Origin of the sequence: Roseovarius nubinhibens ISM, assembly GCF_000152625.1 — a bacterium.
In the GTDB taxonomy this organism is placed as follows: Bacteria; Pseudomonadota; Alphaproteobacteria; order Rhodobacterales; family Rhodobacteraceae; genus Roseovarius; species Roseovarius nubinhibens.
This window is the reverse complement of record NZ_CH724156.1, coordinates 2318748-2340622: the sequence shown is the minus strand read 5'-3', so window position 1 is coordinate 2340622 and position 21875 is coordinate 2318748. Positions and strand designations below refer to the sequence as shown.

Genomic DNA, 21875 nt, shown 5'->3' with positions numbered 1-21875 from the left:
TCAGCTTTCCGCCGGTTCGGTCTTCGAACGCACTTCCGAAATGGCATGGCGCAGCACGCGCACTTTGACATTCGGGGCCAGCTCGACCTCAAGCTCACCATCCTGCACGCGCGACACTTTGCCGATGAGACCGCCTTGGGTCACGACACGGTCGCCCTTGCGCAGGGCTTCGACCATCGCGCGATGCTCTTTGACCTTCTTCTGCTGCGGCCGGATGAGCAGGAAATACATGATCGCGAAGATCAGGATGAGGGGTAGAAACTGGGCCAATGCGTTGCCGCCTTCCATAGGAATTCTCCTTGTCCGATGAAGGGCGTGTCCGCCCGGGAATTTGCGGGGAACCTATGGCCGCGCGGGCCTATTTGCAAGGCGCGAAAACGCCGCTCTGGCGGGGCTCGGACACACTGTCGCAATACCGACGTAATGCCGACGTCCTGCCGACATGGCGTTTTTCGGCCCCATCCCGCTGTCGCGGCCTCAGAGTTTGTTGACCGGCACCTTCAGAACCATGTTGCCATCCTTGTCGCGCGGCACGTCCCCGGCCCGCATATTGACCTGCAGCGAGGGGATGATGAGCTTGGGCATCGACAGCGTCTTGTCGCGATCTTCTCTCATCTTTACAAAGGCTTCGCGGCTCACGCCCTGGCCCACATGGATATTGTTCTCGCGCTCTTCGCGCACCGTGGTCTGATATTGCACCTCACGCCCACCCGGCCCGTAATCATGGCACATGAAGAGCCGCGTTTCGTCCTCAAGGCTCAGCACCCGCATGATCGAATCATAGAGCACCCCAGCATCCCCCCCCGGAAAATCCGCCCGCGCCGACCCCCCATCCGGCATGAAGAGAGTATCGCCAACAAAGGCTGAATTTCCAATGACATGCGTCATGCAAGCGGGGGTATGACCGGGGGTCAGCAGGGCAAAAGCCCGCAGCTGTCCGATGCTGTATTCGTCGCCATCCTTGAGCAGCCGATCAAACTGCGACCCGTCGCGCTGAAACTCGGTGCCCTCGTTGAACACCTTGCCGAATGTCTCCTGCACCTCGATGATTTTCTCGCTGGTCATCACCTGCCCGCCCAGCGCGTCCTGAATATAAGGCGCCGCCGACAGGTGATCGGCATGGACATGGGTCTCGATCAGCCATTGCAGCTCGAGCCCCTTGTCGCGGATATGCGCGATGATCTCATCCGCCCCGTCAAACGCGATCCGCCCCGCCGCGTAATCGAGGTCGAGCACGCTGTCGATCACCGCGCAGGCGGCACTCTCGGGGTCCTTGACCACATAGCTGAACGTGTTCGACGCCTCATCGAAAAACGCTGTGACCTCAGGGGCTTGGCTCATGTCTTGGCGTGTCATATCGCTTGATCTCACTCGCTCTCGTTGCGCCGTATCATACATGCAGCCGGCTGAATATGTCACGCGAATTGCCCGCGCCTCCGCCCCTCACAGGTTTTTCCGCCCCGAGGGGATCAAACCGTTTCAATGACATGCAATCCTGCATATATTGAACGGGATAACGACTGACGAAGAGGGCCGAGCCGGCATGATCCCGCCCGCCCGAACGGATTGTAACTTAAGGTATATAGGGGGGGCATATGGCCGATCTTGAAACACAAATGCGCGAAAGCCAGGCTCAGGTCGAAGAGGCCCAGGCCAAGATCGAAGCCATCACCAGCCGTATCCAGAGCGCCCGACAGAAACTCGGCAGCGAACAAGCGGCCGAATTCGACATCGAAAACGCCACGCTCGAGGATGTTCATGCCCATACCGAGGTGATGAACGCCAATATCGCCGAGCTGATCATGGGGCTCGACGATGTCACCGCCGCCTTTTCCCGCGATTTCGACGAGATGCGCACCAAGACCGGCTGGGAAAGCTTTGTCGGCATCTTCTCCAAGGCGAAATCCGACAGCATGCGCCAGGACCGGATGCGCACCGCCAGCATCGACGACAAACTGCAGGATCTGATCTCCAAATCCGACGTGATCACCCAGCTGCTCGAAGGTCAGCTCGCGGTGCTCGAAGACCAGAAACAAAAGGTCGAAGCCAACCTGACCGAGACGCTGGACGACCGTGAATTCACCGTGCAAGAGCTCGAAACCGTGCGCACCGAGATCAAGGCGCTCGACCCCGAGATCATCAAGCTCGAAAACGCCATCGCCAGCGAGACCGACGCCGCCGCCCGCACCAAGCTCGAGACGCAGCTTGCCGAGCTCAACACCAGATACAACGCCATGGTGCAGGACGAACAGGTCAAGCTCGCCAAGTCGCAAACCCTTGAACGCTATATCGAAAAGGGCAAAACCTGGGTCGACAGCCTGCAAAATCAGGCGGCGACGCAGATGGTGCTGATCAACAAGCTGCAGACCGACACCAAACAGCGGGTCGTGCTCTATGATGCGCTGACCAAATCGCTCAAAACCGCCCAGCAGCAGGACGTCGCCCACCGCATCAACGAGATCGGCGTCAAGACCGACCAAGAGGCGCAATCCGCCATGGCCGGGATCGGCGCGGCCACCAATCAGAAGATGGCCGACATGCTCGAGGCGCATGAGGATCACATGGTCTTTGCCCGCGACGTGCTCGAGGCCAAGGCCAAGGCCGACGAACGCTTTGCCCGCCGGTTTCAGGATATTGTCGAGAAACATGACAAGAACCTTTATGGCGTCTGAGCTGCGCGTCCTGACCGGGGATGAGGCCGCCCATGGCTAGGGCACCGACCGCAGAAGACCACAAGGCGCTGCGCGACCTTCGGGCGTCGCGGCGCTATTTTGCGACCTTTCGGCAGATTCTCGACCATCTGCCACGGGTCGCCGCCGATATGCGCGCCCGCAACCAGCTCTCCGAGCCCGAGATCGAGATCCTCGCGACCTATCTCACCCAGCTCGGCCACACGTTTCACGCCCTGTCGATGAAATACCTGCTGGTCGGGCGCGACACCGGCCGCCCAGTGCCGCCGCTGACGCTCGACACGCAGGACAGCGGTTTTCCGGTGTTCAACGAGCTGCTGATCATGGCCAATGACGCGCAGCAGGCCGCCACCCATCTCGACAATATGCCGGGGGCCGAGACGCTCAAACGGCAGATGGTCGATCAGATCGTGGCCGAGCGAGACATCCCCACCCGGCTGCAATTCGCGCTGGCACAACGGCTTTATTATCAAGAGCTTGCGCGGGGCGAACTGTTCTGGGCCCAGAACGACCCCCGCGCCATAGAGCTCTATGGCCGGGGCAATTCCGGCACCCGTCCCCGGCTGCTGATCCATTGGGCGGTCTATGACAGTCAGGTCAACCTGCCCACCATCTATCTGATGGAGCTCGAGGACAGCGGCCGCACGCCGCTTTTGCGCGACACCCGGCGCTGGCCCGAGGTGCAGGCGCATCTCATGGGGCAGGCGCTCGGCGGGCTCAAGCTTTTGACCATCGCCAAGGGTTTCGACGACAGTTTTGACGATCTGCACCCGAAATCCCTGCGCCGCCTGCATCTCGGCCCGCTCTACGCCCATGGCTACACCCGGCAGAGCGGCCCACTCCACGAGGTGCTCTCCGAGGCTGCCGCCAGCGTGGATCAGACCTGGGCGCTGGCCTGGACCGACGAGATCCTGCAGAGCGAACGGGTGATCGAGGAGCGCGCCGGCTGGTTCGGCACGGTGGAACGCGAAGTCTTTGCGCTCGATCCCTTTTCCGGGCGCGGGGCCGACATCGGCGCCACCCGCATGGACCGGAGCATCATCCTGCCCGAACGCCCCTATCAGGTGCTGGCCGAGAAATCCCCGCCGGGCTTTGCCCAGGTGACCAAATATGTGGTGGGCAGCGCGGGCCGCGTGCTGCGCTACTAAGCCCGCCCTCTTTCACCGCCCCTCTTTCACCCCTGCCCGCCGCGCCGCTATACTGCGCGCCATGAGTGCAGATTCCCTCCCCGCCTTTCCGCTGCGCCCGGCCCGTGTCCACGAGGTCTGCGGCGCAGGCGCGCGCGGCTTTGCCGCCATCGCCGCCGCACCGATGACGCGGGTGCTGTGGCTGCGCGAGGCCTGGCTGCGCGAGACGCTCAACCCGGTGGGGCTCTCGGCCTTTCTCGATCCGGCGCGGCTCTTGGTGGCGCAGGCCGCGGACCAGAGTGATCTTCTGGCGGTGGCCGAAGAGGCGCTGCGCGACGGCGCGGTGCCGCTGGTGGTGCTCGAGATCAGCGCCGCGCTCGACCTGCGCGAGGGACGGCGGCTGCAACTGGCGGCCAAGGCCGGGGGGGCGACCGGGCTTTGCCTCATTCCCGAGGGCATGGGCAGCAATGCGGCCGAGACCCGCTGGCAGGCCATGCCGATCCATGACGCGCGGGGCTGCGACGACTCGACTCTGATGCGATGGGATCTTATTAAGAACAAATCGGGAACATTAGGGGCCTGGCATGTTCGATGGTCTACAGAGGCGCGTCGTCTCGATCTGGTTTCCCCGGCTGGCGAGTGACCGGGTTCTGCGGCTGCGCCCGATTGCCGGGCCCTTTGTCCTGACCCTGCGCGAGGCCAATGCGGAACGGCTGCATTGCCTCAATCAGGCCGCCGAACGCCAAGGGCTGCACCGTGGCATGTCCTTTGCCGATGCCCGCGCCTTTTGCCCCGATCTGCAAAGCCGCCCCGCCGATCTTCAGGCCGAGGCGCGGTTTTTGCATGTGCTGCGGCGCTGGGCCACGCGCTATTGCCCCTGGGTCGGGCTCGAGGGGGATGATGGGCTGGTGCTCGACATCACCGGCTCGGCGCATCTCTTTGGCGGCGAATCGCAGATGCTGGCCAATATGCGCCAAGGCCTCGGTCGCGCGGGCGTGGCGGCGCGGCTCGGGCTCGGCGACACGCGGGGGGCGGCCTGGGCGCTGGCCCGTCATGGCGAAGGCTGCGCCGCGCCCGGCGCGCCCCAGGCGGCGCTCGCAGATCTGCCGGTGGCGGCGCTGCGGCTCGATCCCGATCTGGTGACCGGGCTGCAACGGCTGGGGCTGCGCCGGATCGCCGATCTCGACGCCACGCCGCGCGCGCCGCTCGCCCGCCGCTTTGGTCCCGCGCCGCTCCTGCGGCTCGATCAGGCGCTGGGCCGCCAGCCCGAAGAGATCACGCCGCTGGCCGAGCCGCCCCATTACGGCGTCCGCATGACCCTGCCCGAGCCGATCGGCCTGTGCGACGATGTCATGGCCGGGGTGTCGCGCCTCCTCGATCAGCTCTGCGCCAAGCTCGCCCATCACGAGACCGGCGCGCGCAGCCTCTGCCTGACCCTGCGCCGGGTCGATCAGGAGGCCCGCACGGTCGAGCTGCGCCTCGCCCAGCCGCTGCGCGACGCGGCCCGCATCCTGCCGCTCTTTGAACGCGGCGTCGCAGCGGTCGAGGCAGGCTATGGCATCGATCAGCTGCGGCTCGAGGCGGTGCAGGTGGAACGGCTTCCGGCGCGGCAGATCACCCATATGGAGGGACGCGACGACAGCCAGCTCGACGATCTCATCACCCGCATCGGCACCCGGATCGGGCTCGAGAATGTGCAACGTTTCCTGCCCGCCGACAGCCACATCCCCGAACGCGGTTTTCTCATCTCGCCGGCGGCCTATTCGCGCCCCGAAGGCAACTGGTCCGCGCCGCGCCCGCGCCCTCTCGTGCTCTTTCCGCCGGAACCCATCGCGGGCCACGGGCCGCGCCCGCCCGCGCGGTTTCGCTGGCGGCGTATGGCGCTGAGCGTTGCGCGGCTCTGCGGCCCGGAACGGATCGCCCCGGAATGGTGGCTCAGCGATGACAATTGGCGGCGCGGCCTGCGCGACTATTGGCAGGTGCAGACCCATCAGGGGCGGCGGCTGTGGATGTTCTACACGCCACAGGCGCCGGGCTGGTTCGTGCAGGGGGAATTCGCATGATCCCCTATGCCGAACTTGGCGTGACCACGAATTTCACCTTTCTCACCGGGGCCTCGCATCCCGAGGAAATGGTCGCCCGCGCCGCCGAGCTGGGGCTCGAGGCCATCGCCATCACCGACCGCAATTCGCTCGCCGGGGTGGTGCGGGCCTATAAGGCGCTGAAGCTCCTGCGCGACAAGGCGCAAGAGGTGCTGCCGATCCGCTCGCATCGGCGCATCGACAGCAGCTCGCGGCAGGAGGTCGGCTGGCAGCGCCCCCTGCCCCGGCCCGAGACCCCGCAGCTGCCGCGCCTGATCACCGGCGCGCGGCTGGTGCTGCGCGACGGGCGCGGCGTGGACTGGCTGGCGCTGCCCACGGATCTGGCCGCCTATCAGCGGCTGACCCGGCTGTTGACCCTGGGCAAACGGCGCGCCGAAAAGGGCCAGTGCCATCTCGATCTGGCCGATCTCCTCGCGGGCTGCGCCGGGATGATCCTGATTGCCCTGCCCGAGGATCTGCGCCGCGCCGCGCCGGAGATCCAGCAGATGCGCCGACGCTATCCGGGTCATGTGTTCCTTGGCGCGGCCCCGCGCTATGACGGGTCGGATCAGGCCTATTTCGACGCCTGCGCGGCGCTCGCCCTGCGCTGTGCCGCGCCGATGGTGGCGGTGGGCGATGTGCTCATGCATCGCGCGGCGCGGCGGCAACTGGCCGATGTGCTGACCTGCCTGCGCGAGGGCTGCACCATCGACCATATCGGCACCCGCGCCCTGCCCAATGCCGAACGCCGCCTCAAAGGCGCCGAGGACATGGCCCGGCTGTTTCGCAACCATCCCGCCGCGCTACGCCGCACGGTGGAGATCGCCGGCAGGTGCAGCTTTTGCCTCAGCGAGCTGAGCTATCAATATCCCGAAGAGGGCAGCCAGCACGAGCCCCCCATGGCGCGGTTGCGCCGGCTGGCCGAAGAGGGGCTGGCGCGGCGCTACCCCAAGGGTGCCACGGCCAAGGCCCGGGCGCTTCTCGACAAAGAGCTGGCGGTGGTCGAAGAGCTCAAGTTTCCGGCCTATTTCCTCACCGTCCACGACATCGTGCAATTCGCCCGCAGCCGGGGCATTCTCTGTCAGGGGCGCGGCTCGGCGGCCAATTCGATCCTGTGCTACCTGCTCGGCATCACCGATGTCTCGCCCGAGATGATCGGCATGGTGTTCGAGAGGTTCATCTCGCGCCATCGCGGCGAGCCGCCCGATATCGACGTGGATTTCGAACATGAGCGGCGCGAGGAGGTGATCCAGTGGATCTATGCCACCTATGGGCGCGAACGGGCCGGGCTCTGCGCCACGGTGATCCATTTCCGCACCCGCGCCGCGATCCGCGAAGTGGGCAAGGTGATGGGGCTCTCGCAGGATCTGACGACGCGGCTCTCGGCGGATATCTGGGGGCTGACCAACAGCGGCGCGGATATGGAACGGGCCCGCGAACTGGGGCTTGACCCGGCCGACCGCAGGCTCGCCCAGACGATGCGGCTCATCGGGGAAATCATCGGCTTTCCCCGCCATCTGAGCCAGCATGTCGGCGGCTTCGTCATCACCAAGGGGCGGCTCGACGAGCTCGCTCCGATCGAGAACGCGGCGATGGAGGACCGCACCTTGATCGAATGGGACAAGGACGACATCGACACGCTGGGCATTCTCAAGGTCGATGTGCTCGGGCTCGGGATGCTGAGCTGCGTGCGCAAATCCTTTGACCTGCTGGCCCAGCACGAAGGCCAGAACCTCAGCCTCGCCACCGTGCCGCAGGAGGACCGCCACACCTACGAGATGCTGCAACGCGCCGATGCGGTGGGGGTGTTTCAGGTGGAAAGCCGCGCCCAGATGAATTTTCTGCCGCGGATGAAACCCCGGGAATTCTACGATCTGGTGATCGAGGTGGCCATCGTCCGCCCCGGCCCCATACAGGGCGGTATGGTTCAGCCCTATATCCGCCGCCGGCAAGGGCTCGAGGCGCCCGAGCCCTTCGGCCCGGCGCTCGAAGAGGTCACCCGCCGCACGCTCGGCGTGCCGCTCTTTCAGGAACAGGCGATGCAGATCGCCATGACCGGGGCGGGCTATACCGCCGAAGAGGCCGACCACCTGCGCCGCTCGCTCGCCTCGTTTCGGCGCATGGGCACGATCGGCGAACACCGCGACCGGTTCCTCACCGGCATGATGGCCAATGGCTATGCCCGCGAGGTGGCGGAACGCTGTTTCGGCCAGATCGAGGGCTTTGCCGATTACGGCTTTCCCGAAAGCCACGCGGCGGCCTTTGCGCTTCTGGTCTATGTCTCGGCCTGGCTCAAATGCCACCACCCGGCGATCTTTGCCTGCGCCCTGCTCAACAGCCAGCCGATGGGGTTTTACGCCCCCGCCCAGATCGTCCGCGACGCCCGCGACCACGGGGTCGAAACCCGCCCCGTCTGCCTCAATCACAGCGAATGGGACAACACGCTCGAACGGCGCGGCGACGGGGCGCTGGCGCTCAGGCTCGGGTTTCGCCAGATCAAGGGGCTGCGCGAAGAGGACGCCCGCTGGATCGTCGCGGCGCGGGGCAATGGCTACCGCGATCCCGAAAGCGTCTGGCTGCGCGCCGGGGTCGCGCCTGCGGTGCTGGAACGGCTGGCCGAGGCGGACGGGTTTGCCGATATGGGGCTGACCCGGCGCGATGCGCTCTGGGCGGTGCGGGCGATCCGCGGGCAAAAGCCGCTGCCGCTTTTCAACGATCCCATCGATGGCGAGGCGATCCACGAACCCGCCGTGACCCTGCCGCCGATGCATCTGGGCGAAGAGGTGGTCGAGGATTACGTCTCGATGCGGCTGACGCTGCGGGCGCATCCGATGGAATTGCTGCGCCCGTCGATGCCCGGGCTGACGCGCCATGACGCGCTGCTCACCGCGCCGCTCGAACGGCGCTCGATCTGCGGGCTGGTGATCACCCGGCAACGCCCCGGCACCGCCTCCGGCGTGGTTTTCCTGACGCTCGAGGATGAAACCGGCGTGGCCAATGTGGTGGTCTGGCGCAAGGTGTTCGAACGGTTCCGCCGCCCGGTGATGGGCGGGCGTCTCTTGCGGGTCACCGGCCCGCTGCAGCGCGAGGGCCAAGTGGTGCATCTCATCGCGCAGGAGATCGAAGACCTGTCGCACCGGCTGGGCGATCTCGGCCATCCCCTGAGCGAGGTGGTGGGCGGCACCACATCGGTGACCGACAACCTGCCCAAGGAACAGCCCCGCGCCAGCACCCGCAGCCCCAGCGCCCGCCACCCGCGCGATCAGGCCAAGAAGCTCTTTCCAAGCCGCGATTTCCACTGACCCTGCCGCCGGGCACCGCCAATTAAACATGGCAAAACGCTGGGCGCGCCTATACATTTCCTCCTATAAGACCCCGCCCCGCCCGGTCCGGCCCCGCGCAGTAACCCCCTGACATCACGACAGGGATCGCGCGCCCCAAGGCCCGCCCGGCGCTCCGGACCGGGGCAGAGGTATGGTAACAGGTCGCGCGCCACGGGGCCGCGCCGCAAGGGGATGCGCAAGATGAGTTTGACCGCCGATATGATGGAGCTGCGCGAAGCAGATATCACCAAACATATGACGGCGGCCACCGCCCTGCTCACCGGGTTCGACCACACCCCCCGCATCGCCAGCGCCGCCCCCGCCGAGGCCGCACCGGAACGCTCGTCCGGGGTCGGCACGCGGCGGCGCTTTCGCAGCACGACGCCGGGGCTTGTGACCCGTTCGACCGCGCGGCCCGAGGGGGTGCATCTCATCGCCCGGATCACCGGCACCGATGAGGACGACCCGATCCCCTCGCCCCAGCAGGCGACGCTGCTCACCGATCTGCGCCGGGCGCTGGCCATCGCGCTGGCGCTGGCGGAACACTATGCCGAGGCCACCGGCCTCGCCGATCTGCGCCGCGCCAATCTCGCAGGCACGCTGCCCGCCGACAAGAAATCCGACTTTACCGAGCTGATGGCTGCCGAGGCGCTCATCGCGGCCCATGTCTTTGCCAATGCGGCGGCCTACCTCCTCGCCCCCCATGGCAGCGAAACCACGGTCGAGCTCGGCGAGGTCGAAGAGCTGCTGACCGATCACGCCCAGATGGCCCTGCAAGGCGCGCTCTGGGAGCTCGATCAGATGCTCGCCCGCGAGGCCCATGACGACAGCCGCGCCATCGCCACCGCCCAGGCCTATGCCGAACAGCTCATGGAAAAGGCCGCCCTGCGCGCCCAGACCGCGCCCCGGCTCGCGCCTTTTACCAATGCCTCCTGGCGCATCGAGGCCGATGACCTGACGATCCGAGGCTTTGCCCCCTCGACCAAGGGCAAGTCGCAAACCCTCACCATGAGCTTCAAGAAACCGCATGAGGTGGTCGGCAACCATATCGCGAAATATCAGGCGCTGAAGCTGTCGAAAATGCTCATGGCCTATGATTTCGACCGGCGGCTCAACCCTTTTGCCGAGCTTGGCGGCTTCATCTTCACTTTCATGGGCGACGGCAAGCCGGGCACCGGGAAAACCACGCTCATTCAGATGATGGCCGGGCTGATCAAGGACTATTGCGACAACGCGGGCTATCCGTTTCGCTATCAGAACCTCTCGACCGACAGTATCGACAGCTATCAGGGCAAATCGGCGCAAAACGCCAAGGCCTTCATCAACAACGTGCTCGATCCGGGCGTGATCGGTTTCGGCACGATCGACGATATCGATCAGCTCGCCGGCAAGCGGGGCGACCGCCAATCCTCTGCCGGCCAGCTCGAAATCACCGCCGTGCTGATGGAGAGCTTTGCCGGGGCCAACACCGTGGTGCGCGGCAATTGCACCTTTGGCATGTTCTCGAACTATCCCGAAAATGTCGACGACGCCCTGCGCCAGCGCGCCGGGGCCCGGTTCCTCGTCGATGGGCCACAGACCCGCGAGGATTACATCGATATTCTGGCGTTGCTGATGGGCAACGACCACGACATCCCGCTCGGCGCGCATGAACTTTACGCCGCGCAAGAGATCGAAAAAGCCGTTGCCGCCAGCTTTGAAAGCCATGGCAAACCCCATGAAGAGGGGCTGCTGCGGGTCTATGACCGGGTGGCAAATGAGATCGGCCCGCTCGACACGATTGCCAAGCTCGGCACCTATCTCAAGGGCATCCAAGAGGCCGACGAACGCTTTACCGGCCGCGCGATCAAGAACATCACCGACGCGGTCAAGGTCCGCGCCATGGATTTCGAACTGCCCGATGAATGGATGGAAAAGCCCGATCTCTTCCTCTTCCGCGACTATGAGACCAAGAAAGCGATGATCGACGAGCTGCGCCAGCAGATCACCATCGACATGGTGCTGCAAGAGATCAACCGCTACGCCGACAGCGAATTCCGCTACGCCGACAAGAGCGACGAAGCCGCGATCGAAGCGATGATCCGCGACTATGGCCGCACCGAAGAGGCCAAGCGCCGCTATCTGGAGAGCAAGGGATGAGCTCTCTGACACAAGCCTATATCGCGGCAACGCCGCGACGCGCCCGACCCGCCCCCCAGGGCGGGCGCGTTCCGCCCCCCCCCCCCTCGGGCCGGGCGCCTCGCTCTTGTTCTGCGAGAAGGCCAACAAAATGAACCGCCTCATCCAATCCGGCCTCATGTATGGCAATCTCGTCCACGTGGCCTCGCCCGCGTTGGTGGAACGCTACAACCGGGCGCTCAAACATCTGACGGGCCGCGAAACCGCGCTCACCGATTTCTACATCGACATCTCGGGCTTCTCGCCGGAGATCGGCCACGAGCTCGGCGATCCGCTCTATCTCAACCATGCGGGCGTCAACCGGCAGTTCATCCTGCTCAGCACCGCGCAGAAAACCGCGCCGCTGCTCGATGCGAAATTCTCGACCTCGCGCTCGATCCTGCGCCGTTTCATCGACGACAACGAACCCGCGCTCTTTGCCCTCACCGCCCGCGATGCGGTGGCGGGTGAGCTGGTGAATTCGGTCTATGACATGGCCACGCCCGCCCGGCTCTTCGATCTGCGCCGCATCACCATCGAGGCCGACACCACCGGCGGCGCGCTGCGCCACGCGGCCCAGCTCGAACAGAAGATCGGCGAATTTCTGAGCCGCGACGACGGCTGGTATGACGACCTGCTCATCGCCGAGATGATCGATCTGGCGGGCGAGACCGGCGACATCACCCGCAACCCGATCGCCCTGCCCAAGATGGAATTTGAGCAGGGCAATTTCTGGACCGCCCATTTCGGCGGCACCTATCTCTTTCAGACCGTGGCCCATCCCGCGCTCATCACCGCGGGCGACCGGGCGCTCTTTGACGACGCGCCGCTGGCGCATGTCTTTGATCTGAGCCAGCGCAACCAGATCGCCAAGTTTCTCGACCTCAACAAGCTGGTCGAGCCGGTGATCGGCGCGCGCGGCATCGATGCCGCCGCCATCCTGCGCCAAAAGATGGAGTTCATCCTCGTCGATGCGCTCTGTGCCCATGACATCACCCCGGGCGCCGACAGCGCCGCGCTGCGCCGTCTCGCCGCCCGGCACAGCGCCCTCCTGCCGCCCGAGTTCCACGCGCTCAACAGCCTGGTGACCTGGGCCGAGGCGGGCGGCGACTGGCCGCGGATCGCCTCCGATCACCCGGCCTATTTCTACACCCTGCGCGCCGCCGATCACCCGGATGCCGATCTCGTCAACATGCTCTTGGCCGAACTCGCCCCCAAGGATATCCGACAGCTCTTCATCTGCCACAAATCGCTCTTCTACCGGCTCTATGCCAGCTGGCCCGAGGCCAAGAAGGACTATGCCGTGCGCTTCCTCAAACAGGACTATCAACTGGACAAAGAGGCCACCCGACAGGCACTCTTTGCCCATCAAACGCCACCCCCGCCCCTCAAACGGCCCACCACCGGCCCTTGGGGCCCGGTCCGCCGCTAAGCAGCTAAGGAGACAGACCCATGTTCGCATTGGCCCGGCTCGTCGTCATAGGGTTCTTTGTCCTGACGGTGATCTATATCTGCCTGTCGCTCTGGTCGCGCTCGGTGCGCCGTGGCAAACTCAACGCCGAATGGCAGGAAGGCGGCCACGAAGGCAGCTATGAGGCCTTCATGGACGACGGCCTGCGCGATTATGACCGCTCGCTCCGGCGCAAGCTTATCCTCGGGGTCTATGTGATCCCGGTGATCATCGTCTCGGTGATCATCTACCTGACGAATTTCCACTGAAAGGCCGCTTAATGGTTTACCTCAAATGGGCGTTCTGGCTGACCTTCTGGGCGGCTGTCGCGATCTTCTTTCACTACACGCTGCCGCAGCATGACACGGTGCGCATCGTCAACACCTATGAGGAACGGCAGGATCTGACCGATTGGACCCGGATCTTCTGGTCGGAGCCCGAGGATCAATCCACCTCGCTCGCCAATCGCGACGTGCAGTTCATTCAGGCGGTGCGCCCCAATGGCCGCGCCATCGTCTATCGCAACGAGGACACCGGCTGGCGCTGGCCGCCCTATTTCAAATTCGACACCGCCAATCTCTATACCGAGGCCAATGACGCCGTCTCGACCAAGGCCAACCCGGAATGGTACGTGGTCAAACACTACGGCTGGCGCAACGAGTTCCTGACGATCTTTCCCAACGCGATCTCGATCAAGCCCGCGCCGGGCCCGGATTACAGCCCGATCCCCTGGCTCAACATCATCATCCTGACGCTGTTCTTTGCCACGGTCTGGGCGATCTGGGTGCGCTGGCGGCGGTTTCGCGCGCGCCGCATCGACCCGGTCTTTGACGATATCGAAGACAGCTGGGACGCCGCCGGAAACGCGATCAACGACCGCCGGTCGCGGCTGCGCCGCTGGCGCGACAGCTGGCGCTCGAAATAACCCAAAGCGCCGCCCTCACCGGGGACGGCGCAGGTCTTGGCGGTTCTTGGCGGTTCTTAGCTGAGTTCATGCCGCCGGTTGCCGCTCTTCGGTCGTCCCGGCAGTCTGAGCGTCGCGTCGCCCCGCGGCTGGGTCGAGACGATCTTGCCTTTCGACACCACGGCAAGCCGCGCCGGGCGCAGCCGCAGCGCCTCGATCGCACTGCCCGCATCGAGCACCACGAGAGAGGCGAGCGCGCCCTCGCGCAGCCCATACTCCTCGAGCCCCAGAATGGCCGCGTTCTCCTGCGTCACCATGTCGAAACAGCGCTGCATCTCCTCCGGCGCGCTCATCTGCGCCACATGCATCCCCATGAAGGCCACGTCGAGCATGTCGCCGGTGCCGAGGCTGTACCACGGATCGCGCACGCAATCCTGACCCCAGCCCACCCGGATGCCGAGCGCCTGCATCTCCTTGACCCGGGTCAGCCCGCGCCGCTTTGGAAACGTGTCCTGCCGCCCCTGCAGCATGATGTTGATGAGAGGGTTCGGAATGGCGGATACTTCGGCCTCCGCCATCAGCGGCAAGAGCTTCGAGACATAGTAATTGTCCATCGAATGCATCGAGCTGAGATGCGATCCGGCGACCCGCCCCTGCAACCCGAGCCGCGTGGTCTCGGCGGCCAGCGTCTCGATATGGCGGCTCTGCGGATCGTCGCTCTCGTCGCAATGCATATCGACCATGAGCCCGCGTTTCGCGGCAATCTCGCACAGCTCGGTGACAGAGGCATCGCCCGCCGCGCGGGTGCGCTCGAAATGCGGGATGCCGCCCACCACATCCACCCCCATATCGAGGGCGCGGATCAGGTTCTGATGCGCTGTTGGGTCGCGATAGAGCCCATCTTGCGGAAAGGCCACGAGCTGCAGATCGAGATAGGGTTTCACCGTCTCGCGCACCTGCAACATCGCCTCCACGGCGCGCAGCTGGTCGTCGCAGACATCGACATGGCTGCGGATGGTGAGCAGCCCGAGGCTCACCGCCCAATCGCAATAGGCAAGCGCCCGCTCGACCATCTCATCCACCGTCACCGTCTGTTTGAGCTCACCCCAGAGCGCGATCCCCTCCAGCAGCGTGCCGCTGGCATTGATGCGCGGCGTGCCATAGCTCAGCGTCGCGTCGAGATGAAAATGCGGATCAACGAAGGGCGGGCTCACCAGATCGCCGGCGGCCTCGATCACCTCGCCTGCTGTCGACCCCGACAGATCGCCCAGCGCCGCGATCCGGTCGCCGGTGATGCCGATATCCGCCACGCGGCCATCCGGCAGCGTGCCGCCCGTCACCAGAATGTCGAACTCGGCCATCAGCGTTCTCCTCGGTTATAGGGCACCATGAGCGCGGCTGGCACCTCGGCCCGGCGCGACATGAAGATGAGCGCCAGGATCGACAGAATATAGGGGATCATCAGGAAAATCTGATAGGGAATTTCCGCGCCGAGCGGGGTCTGTTGCAACCGGATCTGCAGCGCATCGAACCCGGCGAACAACAGCGCGCCAAGCACCGCCTTGCCCGGCTTCCACGCGCCAAAGACCACCAGCGCGATACAGATCCAGCCACGCCCGTTCACCATCTCGAAGAAGAAACTCGAAAAGGCCGACATGGTCAGGAACGCACCGCCCACCGCCATGAAACCGCTGCCCACCATCACCGCGCCCATGCGCAGCGCGGTGACCGACAGGCCCTGCGCCTCGACCGCGCCGGGGTTTTCGCCGACGGCCCGCAGGGCCAGACCGAGCGGCGTGCGGTAGAGGGTGAACCACACCGCGAAGGCCAGCACAAAGGCGAGATAGGTCAAAGGCGTCTGCGCAAAGAGCGCCGGCCCGAGGATCGGAATATCCGACAGCAGCGGAATCTCGTAGGGCTGAAACGGCGTGATGCGCGGCGGGCTCGTCACCTGCGGCAGCGCCAGCCGATAGGCGAAATAGGCCACAGACGTGGCCAAGAGCGTGATGCCAAGCCCCACCACATGCTGCGACAGGCCAAAGGGCACCGTCAGCGTCGCATGCAGCAGGCCAAAGAGCATCCCCGCCCCCATCGCCACCGCCACCCCGGTCCACAGATCCGCGCCGTAATACACGGCCAGCCAGCCGGTAAAGGCCCCCAGAACCATGATCCCCTCGATCCCGAGGTTGAGAATGCCGGCACGCTCACAGATCAGCTCGCCCAGCGTCGCAAAGATCAGCGGCGAGGCGATGCGCACCGCCGCGGCCCAGAAGCTTGCCGAAAGAAGAATGTCGATGATATCCGCCATGGCCTACCCCCTCACCACGCGGAACCGCGTCAGCAATATCGCCAGCACCATGAAGAGAAGCGCCGTCGCCAGCAGGATATCGGCGATATAGGTCGGCACCCCGGCGGCGCGGCTCATGCTGTCTGCGCCCACGAAAATGCCCGCGACAAAGATGGCTGAAATGACCACACCGCCCGGATGCAACAGCGCCAGCATCGCCACGATGATGCCGGTGTAGCCAAAGCCCGGGCTGATATCGAGCGTCAGATTGCCCTTGAGCCCCGCCACCTCGGACCAGCCCGCCAGCGCCGCAAGACCACCGGACAACAGCGCCGTCTTGACCAGCACCAGATTGACCGGAATGCCCGCAAACCGCGCTGCCTGCGGGTTCTGCCCCACCGCGCGGATCTCATAGCCGAGCGTGGTGCGCGCCTGGATGATCCAGACCACCGCCGCCGAAATCAGCGCCAGCCCAAACCCCCAATGCAGCCGTAGACCATCGACGATCCTCCCCAGCCGCGCCGCCCGGTCGAGCGGCTCGGATTTCGGCCAGCCCATGCCCATCGGGTCCTTGAGAGGGCCTTCGAGCAGCATGGAAATAAAGAGCAGCATGATGAAGTTCAAAAGCAAGGTGGTCACCACCTCGTCCACGCCGAGCCGCACCTTGAGCATCACCGGCCCCAAGAGCATCAACGCCCCGGCCAGCATCGCCGCCCCCGCCATCGCCGGGATCAGCAGAAACCCGGGGAGAAAGCCCAGCGCCCCGGTGCCCAAAAGCACCGCCACCAGCGCCCCGGCATAGAACTGCGCCTCGGCCCCGATATTCCAGAGCTTGGCGCGAAAGGCCACCGCCACCGCCAGCCCGGTGAAAATGAGCGGCGTCGCCCGGTTCAACGTCTCGAGCAGCGCGAATTTCGACCCCGCCGCCCCCTTGAGGATAAGCCCCAGCGTCGCAAAGGGATCGGCCTTGGCCGCCAGCGCCAGCAGCGACGCCACCACCACCGTCAGGCCAAGCGCCACCGCCGGGTATCCCAGCGATCGCGCCAGCCCCGGATTGGCCACCGGTTCAAGCCGCATCGTCAAACCCCTGTCCTGCCATCCATACCCCCAGCTCGGCGGGCGTCTTCGTCCCGCGCGCAAATTCCGGCGACAACCGGCCTTCGGACATCACATGAATGACATCCGACAGCGCCAGCACCTCGTCGAGATCCTCGGAAATGAGCAGCACAGCCGCGCCCGCGTCCCGCGCCGCGATGAGCTGTTCCTGCACATAGGTCACCGCCCCGATATCAAGCCCCCGCACCGGCTGATTGGCGAGGATGATGCGCGGCGCGGCCTCAAAGACCCGACCAAGGATGAGTTTCTGCATATTGCCGCCCGACAGCAGGCGAATACGCGCCTCCGGCCCCGGGCAGCGCACGTCGTATTTCTCGATGATGGCACGGGTCTGGTCTTCGGCCTCGCGCCAGTTCATCCAGCCCCGCCGCGCGATCGGCGGCTTGGTATAGCTCTCCAGCACCGCGTTCTCGGTGAGGCTGAAATCGGCGATCGTGCCGGTCTTGTGCCGGTCTTCGGGGATGCGCCCGACGCCCTGCGCCACCGCGGCGCGCGGGGTCCAGCGGGCGGTCTCGCCCTCGGCGAGATGCATCTCGCCCGATTGCGGCACCTCGAGCCCCGACAGCAGATCGGCAAGCGCCCCCTGGCCGTTGCCGCTCACCCCGGCGAGCCCGGTGATCTGCCCGGCCCGCAGGTCGAGATCAACGGCGCGCAGCCCGGTCTGATTGCCCCGTGCCGCCGTGCTGACCGCCTTGAGCGACATCAGCACCGCGCCGGGACGCGCCTCGCGCGGCGCCGGCGGGGTGATCTCGGCCCCGACCATCATCTCGGCGAGCTTGTGACGATCCGTCGCCTGCGTCGCCACCTCGCCCACCAGCTTGCCGTGGCGCAGCACCAGCACCCGCTGCGAGATCGCCATGACCTCATGCAGCTTGTGCGAAATGAAAATGATCGACAGCCCCTGCGCCACTGCCTTCTGCAAGGTCTCAAAGAGCGCGTCGGTCTCCTGCGGGGTCAGCACCGCGGTCGGCTCGTCGAGGATCAGGATCCGCGCATCGCGGTAGAGCGCCTTGAGGATCTCGACCCGCTGCCGCTCGCCCACCGACAGGCTGCCGATGCGGGCGTCCGGATCGACCACCAGCCCGAAATCGCGCGCCAGATCGCTGACTTTGCGCCGCGCCGCGCCACGGCCCATGCCGAGCTTCCACAAAGGTTCGGTGCCGAGCAGGATATTGTCGAGCACGCTCATATTGTCGGCCAGCGTGAAATGCTGATGCACCATGCCGACGCCCGCCGCCAGCGCCGCCCCCGGCTCGCCCGGCGGCAGCGGCTGGCCAAAGACTTCGACCGTGCCTTCGTCGGCCGTGTAATGGCCGAAGAGAATATTCATGAGGGTGGTCTTGCCCGCACCGTTTTCGCCCAGCAAGGCGATCACCTCACCGCGCCGCAGCTCGAAACTGATCCCGTCATTGGCGGTCAGGCTGCCAAAGCGCTTGGTGATGCGGTTGAGGCGCAGGACAATGTCCTGCGCCGTCGTCTTGTCAGTCATCAGGAAGAAGCGGGCTCGTCGTCGTTGATCTCGACGGTGAACTCACCGGCCTTGATCGCCTTGGTCCGCTCTTCGACAAGCGCCATCGCCTCGGCCGGCACCTTGCCTTCAAACGTGCCGAGCGGGGCCAGCGAACAGCCGCCTTCCTTCATGAAGGAATAGACGCCGTAATTCTCGGCCTTGAACGTGCCTGCCTTGTGATTGGCCAGCGCCGCCTGCAGCGTCGGCTCGAAATGCCACAGCGCCGAGGCCACGACCGTTTCGGGGTAATCGGCCTGGGTGTCGATCACGTTGCCAATGGCAAGAATGCCCTTCTCCTGCGCCGCGTCCGACACGCCAAAGCGTTCGGCATAGAGCAGATCGGCACCGTTCTCGATCATCGCAAAGGCGGTTTCCTTGGCTTTCGGCGGATCGAACCACGACCCGATAAAGCTCACCTGGAATTTCGCCTCGGGCTTCACTTCGCGGACACCGGCCATGAAGGCATGCATCAACCGGTTCACCTCGGGGATCGGGAAACCGCCGACCATGCCGATATTGCCGGTCTCGGTCATCGACCCGGCAATGATGCCGCTGAGATAGGACGCATCCTGGATGTAATTGTCGAACACACCGAGGTTCGGATAGTTTTCATCCGCCGGGAAGGACGAGCCCATCAGGAAAGTGGTGTTGGGATATTCCGCGATCACTTCGCGCGCTTCTTGCTCGACCGCGAACATCTCGCCGATGATCATGTCGACGCCGCTGTCGGCATATTCGCGCATGACGCGGGCGTAATCGGTGTTCGAGGTGCTTTCCGAGAATTGATACTCGATCTGACCGGCCTCGACGGCGCCGGTGGCGGCATTGTGGATGCGGCTCACCCATTGCTGCTCAACCGGAACGGTATAGATGGCGGCGACGCTGATCTTTTCTTGTGCAAGCAGGCCGGTCGGCATCGCGCCAAGACCGGCGGTCGCGGCGAGCGCGGCACCGCCCTTGAGAACACCCCGGCGGTTCAGCGGGGCAAACACGGGTTTTGTGAGTTTCATATTCCTATCCCATCCCAGTTGGCGATTTTTCATATTTTACCAAACGGTAAAGAGCAAAGCGATTCGGGGCAACGACCTTGGGTCCGCCCAAGTTTTCCTGCCCCGAATGTCCCGGCCGGGCCAGCCGCCCGGGATCACGCTCTATCCTCTCAATTTGTGGTGCAAAAGCAACGGCACGACAAGGTCTTCCTCGTCGCTGAGATGCCGCGCGAGAAAGCCTTCGAGCCGCGCTGCCAAATCATGCAGCAGCCCTGCCTCATTTCGCGCCTGCCCCTCGTCGAGCGTCACAAGCTGCACCACCCGGTTGCCCTGCCGGGTGAACTGGTCGAGCAATTCGTCCATCTCCGCGTGATCCCCTTCGAGCATCTCGAGCCCCTCGGCAAAGCGCGGATCGGCGCCTTCCAGCTCCGGAAAGAACTTGCGATCCTCCCAGGTATGGTGCCCGTGGAGGTTGCGCACCAAGAGGTTGCCAAACTCGGCAAACCGCGCCGCGAATTCCTGCGGATCACGCCCCTTGGTGAGATAGAGCTCGGTCTCGCCCCGGGCGATCTCGCCGAGCTGCCGAAAGGATTGATGGGCGCCCATCCAGTTGCGGATCGAGCGGGTGAAATGCGGATTCTCCGGCCAAGCGTCGCGCGGATAGTCCCGCAGCAGGAAACGCATCTCTTGCGGAAGCGCCTCCCGGCTTATGTCATGCTGTCTGGTCATGACGAGCATATGGGGGCACGTTACACTATAACAAATGCGCAGCCCCGCACCGCAAACACGCGGGGCCGCACAGAGGCGGCCCCGTCACTTGGTCCTTGCTCCCGGATCAGACCTGACCGGGCAGCCAGAGCACGATCATCGGGAAGGCCACCAACAGGCCGATGGTGATCGCATCCGCGATAAAGAACGGCGTCACGCCCTTGAACACGTCCTGCACGCTGAGGTCATCGCGCACGCCGGCCACCACGAAACAGTTGAGCCCGATGGGCGGCGTGATGAGACAGAACTCCGCCATCTTCACCACGAGGATGCCGAACCAGATCGCGCACATCGGCCCCGACATGCCAAAGGTGCTGTCGGCGGCGCTGACAAACTCGCCCCCGTTGAGCGCCATCACCGCCGGATAGACCACCGGCAGGGTCAGAAGCAGCATCCCGATCGCATCCATGAACATGCCCAGCACCGCATAGGCGAGCAGGATACACACAAGGATCAACATCGGCGACATGGTGAGCGAGGTGATCCAATCGGCAAAGGCCCCCGGCAGATCGGCAAAGCCGAGAAAGCGCACATAGATGAGAACGCCCCAGATGATGGTAAAGATCATCACGCTGAGCTTCGCGGTCTCAAGCAGCGCATCCTTGAACTGCCCCCAGCGCATGCCGCGATAGAGCGCCATCAGGAACACCACAAATGCCCCGATCGCCCCGCCCTCGGTCGGCGTGCCCCAGGCATCGCCGCCAAACGGGTTGTAGACAAACAGAACGATGGTCGCGACAACCACGAGGATCGGCAGCGCTGGCGGCAGCGCCACCAGCCGCTCGCGCCAGGTAAAGCCGCCCACCGGCGGGCCAAACCCCTTGATCGACATCGCCATGCCGATGATCAGCAGCGCATAGATCAGCGCCGAGAAGATCCCCGGCAGGAACCCCGCCAGCAAGAGCTTGCCGACATCCTGCTCGACGATGATCGCATAGATCACGAGGATCGCCGACGGCGGGATGAGCGAGGCCAGCGTGCCGCCCGCCGCCACCACACCGGCTGCGAATTTCTTGTCATAGCCAATGGACAGCATCTCGGGAATGGCGATGCGCGCGAAAACGGCCGAGGTCGCGACGCTCGCGCCAGAGACGGCGGCAAAGCCCGCGGTCGCGAACACGGTCGACACCGCCAAGCCCCCCGGCACCCAGGCGATCCAGCGTTTCGCCGCCTCGAACAGCGCCTTGGTCAGCCCCGCGTAATAGGCGAGATAGCCGATCAGGATGAACGTCGGAATGAGGCTCAGCGATTGCGCGCTCACCTTGGAATGCGGCACCTGCCCGGCGGTCTTGACCGCCACCGTCACCGCCTTGCCGAACCGCGCCGGGTCATAGCCGAACTTGGCCCAGAAAATCCAGATCAGCCCCACCATGCCACAGGCCGCGGCGGCAAAGGCCACCCGCATGCCGAGGATCACAAGCACCAGCATGCCGCCGGTGACGATCAGCCCAATATCAATCGGTTCCATGGTTC

At 64.9% G+C, this 21875-nt stretch carries 18 protein-coding genes; 9 read left to right on the top strand and 9 right to left on the bottom strand.

All coding sequences use genetic code 11. The features are described from left to right. Together yajC and ISM_RS11130 are read right to left on the bottom strand one after the other, a co-directional pair. Window positions 1-288 carry a preprotein translocase subunit YajC gene (gene yajC, locus ISM_RS11135; RefSeq protein ID WP_009814266.1) on the bottom strand — a complete coding sequence of 96 codons (288 nt, stop codon included), beginning with the start codon at window positions 286-288 and terminating at the stop codon, window positions 1-3. A 189-nt stretch (window positions 289-477) separates the two neighbouring features. Continuing rightward, window positions 478-1341: an MBL fold metallo-hydrolase gene (locus ISM_RS11130; RefSeq protein ID WP_009814265.1), complete on the bottom strand. Its 864-nt coding sequence runs from the start codon at window positions 1339-1341 to the stop codon at window positions 478-480. Between the two features lie 254 nt (window positions 1342-1595). Here ISM_RS11130 and ISM_RS11125 point away from each other — a divergent pair, with 254 nt between their 5' ends. The 9 genes from ISM_RS11125 to ISM_RS11085 all read left to right on the top strand — a co-directional run bounded on the left by ISM_RS11125 (window position 1596) and on the right by ISM_RS11085 (window position 13753). Continuing rightward, on the top strand, window positions 1596-2672 hold the full coding sequence (locus ISM_RS11125) for a coiled-coil domain-containing protein (protein ID WP_009814264.1): 1077 nt from the start codon (window positions 1596-1598) through the stop codon (window positions 2670-2672). A gap of 32 nt (window positions 2673-2704) precedes the next feature. Next, a complete protein-coding gene (locus ISM_RS11120; protein WP_009814263.1) occupies window positions 2705-3838 on the top strand; it encodes a hypothetical protein in 1134 nt (377 codons plus the stop codon). 61 nt (window positions 3839-3899) lie between these two features. Further along, window positions 3900-4460, top strand: coding sequence for a hypothetical protein (locus tag ISM_RS11115; RefSeq protein ID WP_009814262.1), 561 nt, complete (start codon window positions 3900-3902; stop codon window positions 4458-4460). Then, window positions 4402-5880: a Y-family DNA polymerase gene (locus ISM_RS11110; RefSeq protein ID WP_009814261.1), complete on the top strand. Its 1479-nt coding sequence runs from the start codon at window positions 4402-4404 to the stop codon at window positions 5878-5880. The genes ISM_RS11115 and ISM_RS11110 overlap by 59 nt, the downstream gene beginning before the upstream one ends. Continuing rightward, window positions 5877-9200 (top strand): error-prone DNA polymerase, encoded by a 3324-nt coding sequence (locus tag ISM_RS11105; RefSeq protein WP_009814260.1) that lies wholly within the window; start codon window positions 5877-5879, stop codon window positions 9198-9200. Before ISM_RS11110 ends, ISM_RS11105 begins: the two co-directional genes overlap by 4 nt. Window positions 9201-9422: 222 nt before the next feature. Further along, window positions 9423-11360 carry an AAA family ATPase gene (locus tag ISM_RS11100; protein WP_040618483.1) on the top strand — a complete coding sequence of 646 codons (1938 nt, stop codon included), beginning with the start codon at window positions 9423-9425 and terminating at the stop codon, window positions 11358-11360. A gap of 130 nt (window positions 11361-11490) precedes the next feature. Then, window positions 11491-12810 carry a DUF6638 family protein gene (locus ISM_RS11095; protein WP_040618482.1) on the top strand — a complete coding sequence of 440 codons (1320 nt, stop codon included), beginning with the start codon at window positions 11491-11493 and terminating at the stop codon, window positions 12808-12810. Window positions 12811-12830: 20 nt separating this feature from the next. Continuing rightward, window positions 12831-13097, top strand: coding sequence for a hypothetical protein (locus ISM_RS11090; protein WP_009814257.1), 267 nt, complete (start codon window positions 12831-12833; stop codon window positions 13095-13097). Between the two features lie 11 nt (window positions 13098-13108). Continuing rightward, the gene (locus ISM_RS11085) at window positions 13109-13753 is read left to right on the top strand and encodes a DUF1523 family protein (protein WP_009814256.1); all 645 of its coding nucleotides are present in this window, start codon (window positions 13109-13111) and stop codon (window positions 13751-13753) included. A gap of 56 nt (window positions 13754-13809) precedes the next feature. Here the strand turns inward: ISM_RS11085 and ISM_RS11080 are convergent, their stop codons facing one another. From ISM_RS11080 to ISM_RS11050, 7 genes are all read right to left on the bottom strand, one after another. Further along, window positions 13810-15093 (bottom strand): amidohydrolase family protein, encoded by a 1284-nt coding sequence (locus ISM_RS11080; RefSeq protein ID WP_009814255.1) that lies wholly within the window; start codon window positions 15091-15093, stop codon window positions 13810-13812. Next, window positions 15093-16040 carry an ABC transporter permease gene (locus ISM_RS11075; protein ID WP_009814254.1) on the bottom strand — a complete coding sequence of 316 codons (948 nt, stop codon included), beginning with the start codon at window positions 16038-16040 and terminating at the stop codon, window positions 15093-15095. Before ISM_RS11075 ends, ISM_RS11080 begins: the two co-directional genes overlap by 1 nt. A 3-nt stretch (window positions 16041-16043) precedes the next feature. Beyond that, window positions 16044-17096 (bottom strand): ABC transporter permease, encoded by a 1053-nt coding sequence (locus ISM_RS11070; protein WP_009814253.1) that lies wholly within the window; start codon window positions 17094-17096, stop codon window positions 16044-16046. Then, a complete protein-coding gene (locus tag ISM_RS11065; RefSeq protein ID WP_009814252.1) occupies window positions 17086-18624 on the bottom strand; it encodes an ABC transporter ATP-binding protein in 1539 nt (512 codons plus the stop codon). Before ISM_RS11065 ends, ISM_RS11070 begins: the two co-directional genes overlap by 11 nt. Then, window positions 18624-19655 (bottom strand): BMP family protein, encoded by a 1032-nt coding sequence (locus tag ISM_RS11060; RefSeq protein ID WP_009814251.1) that lies wholly within the window; start codon window positions 19653-19655, stop codon window positions 18624-18626. Before ISM_RS11060 ends, ISM_RS11065 begins: the two co-directional genes overlap by 1 nt. A gap of 141 nt (window positions 19656-19796) precedes the next feature. Then, a complete protein-coding gene (locus tag ISM_RS11055; RefSeq protein ID WP_040618481.1) occupies window positions 19797-20363 on the bottom strand; it encodes a hemerythrin domain-containing protein in 567 nt (188 codons plus the stop codon). Between the two features lie 106 nt (window positions 20364-20469). Next, window positions 20470-21870 carry a TRAP transporter large permease gene (locus tag ISM_RS11050; RefSeq protein WP_009814249.1) on the bottom strand — a complete coding sequence of 467 codons (1401 nt, stop codon included), beginning with the start codon at window positions 21868-21870 and terminating at the stop codon, window positions 20470-20472. Between the last annotated feature and the right edge of the window lie 5 nt (window positions 21871-21875).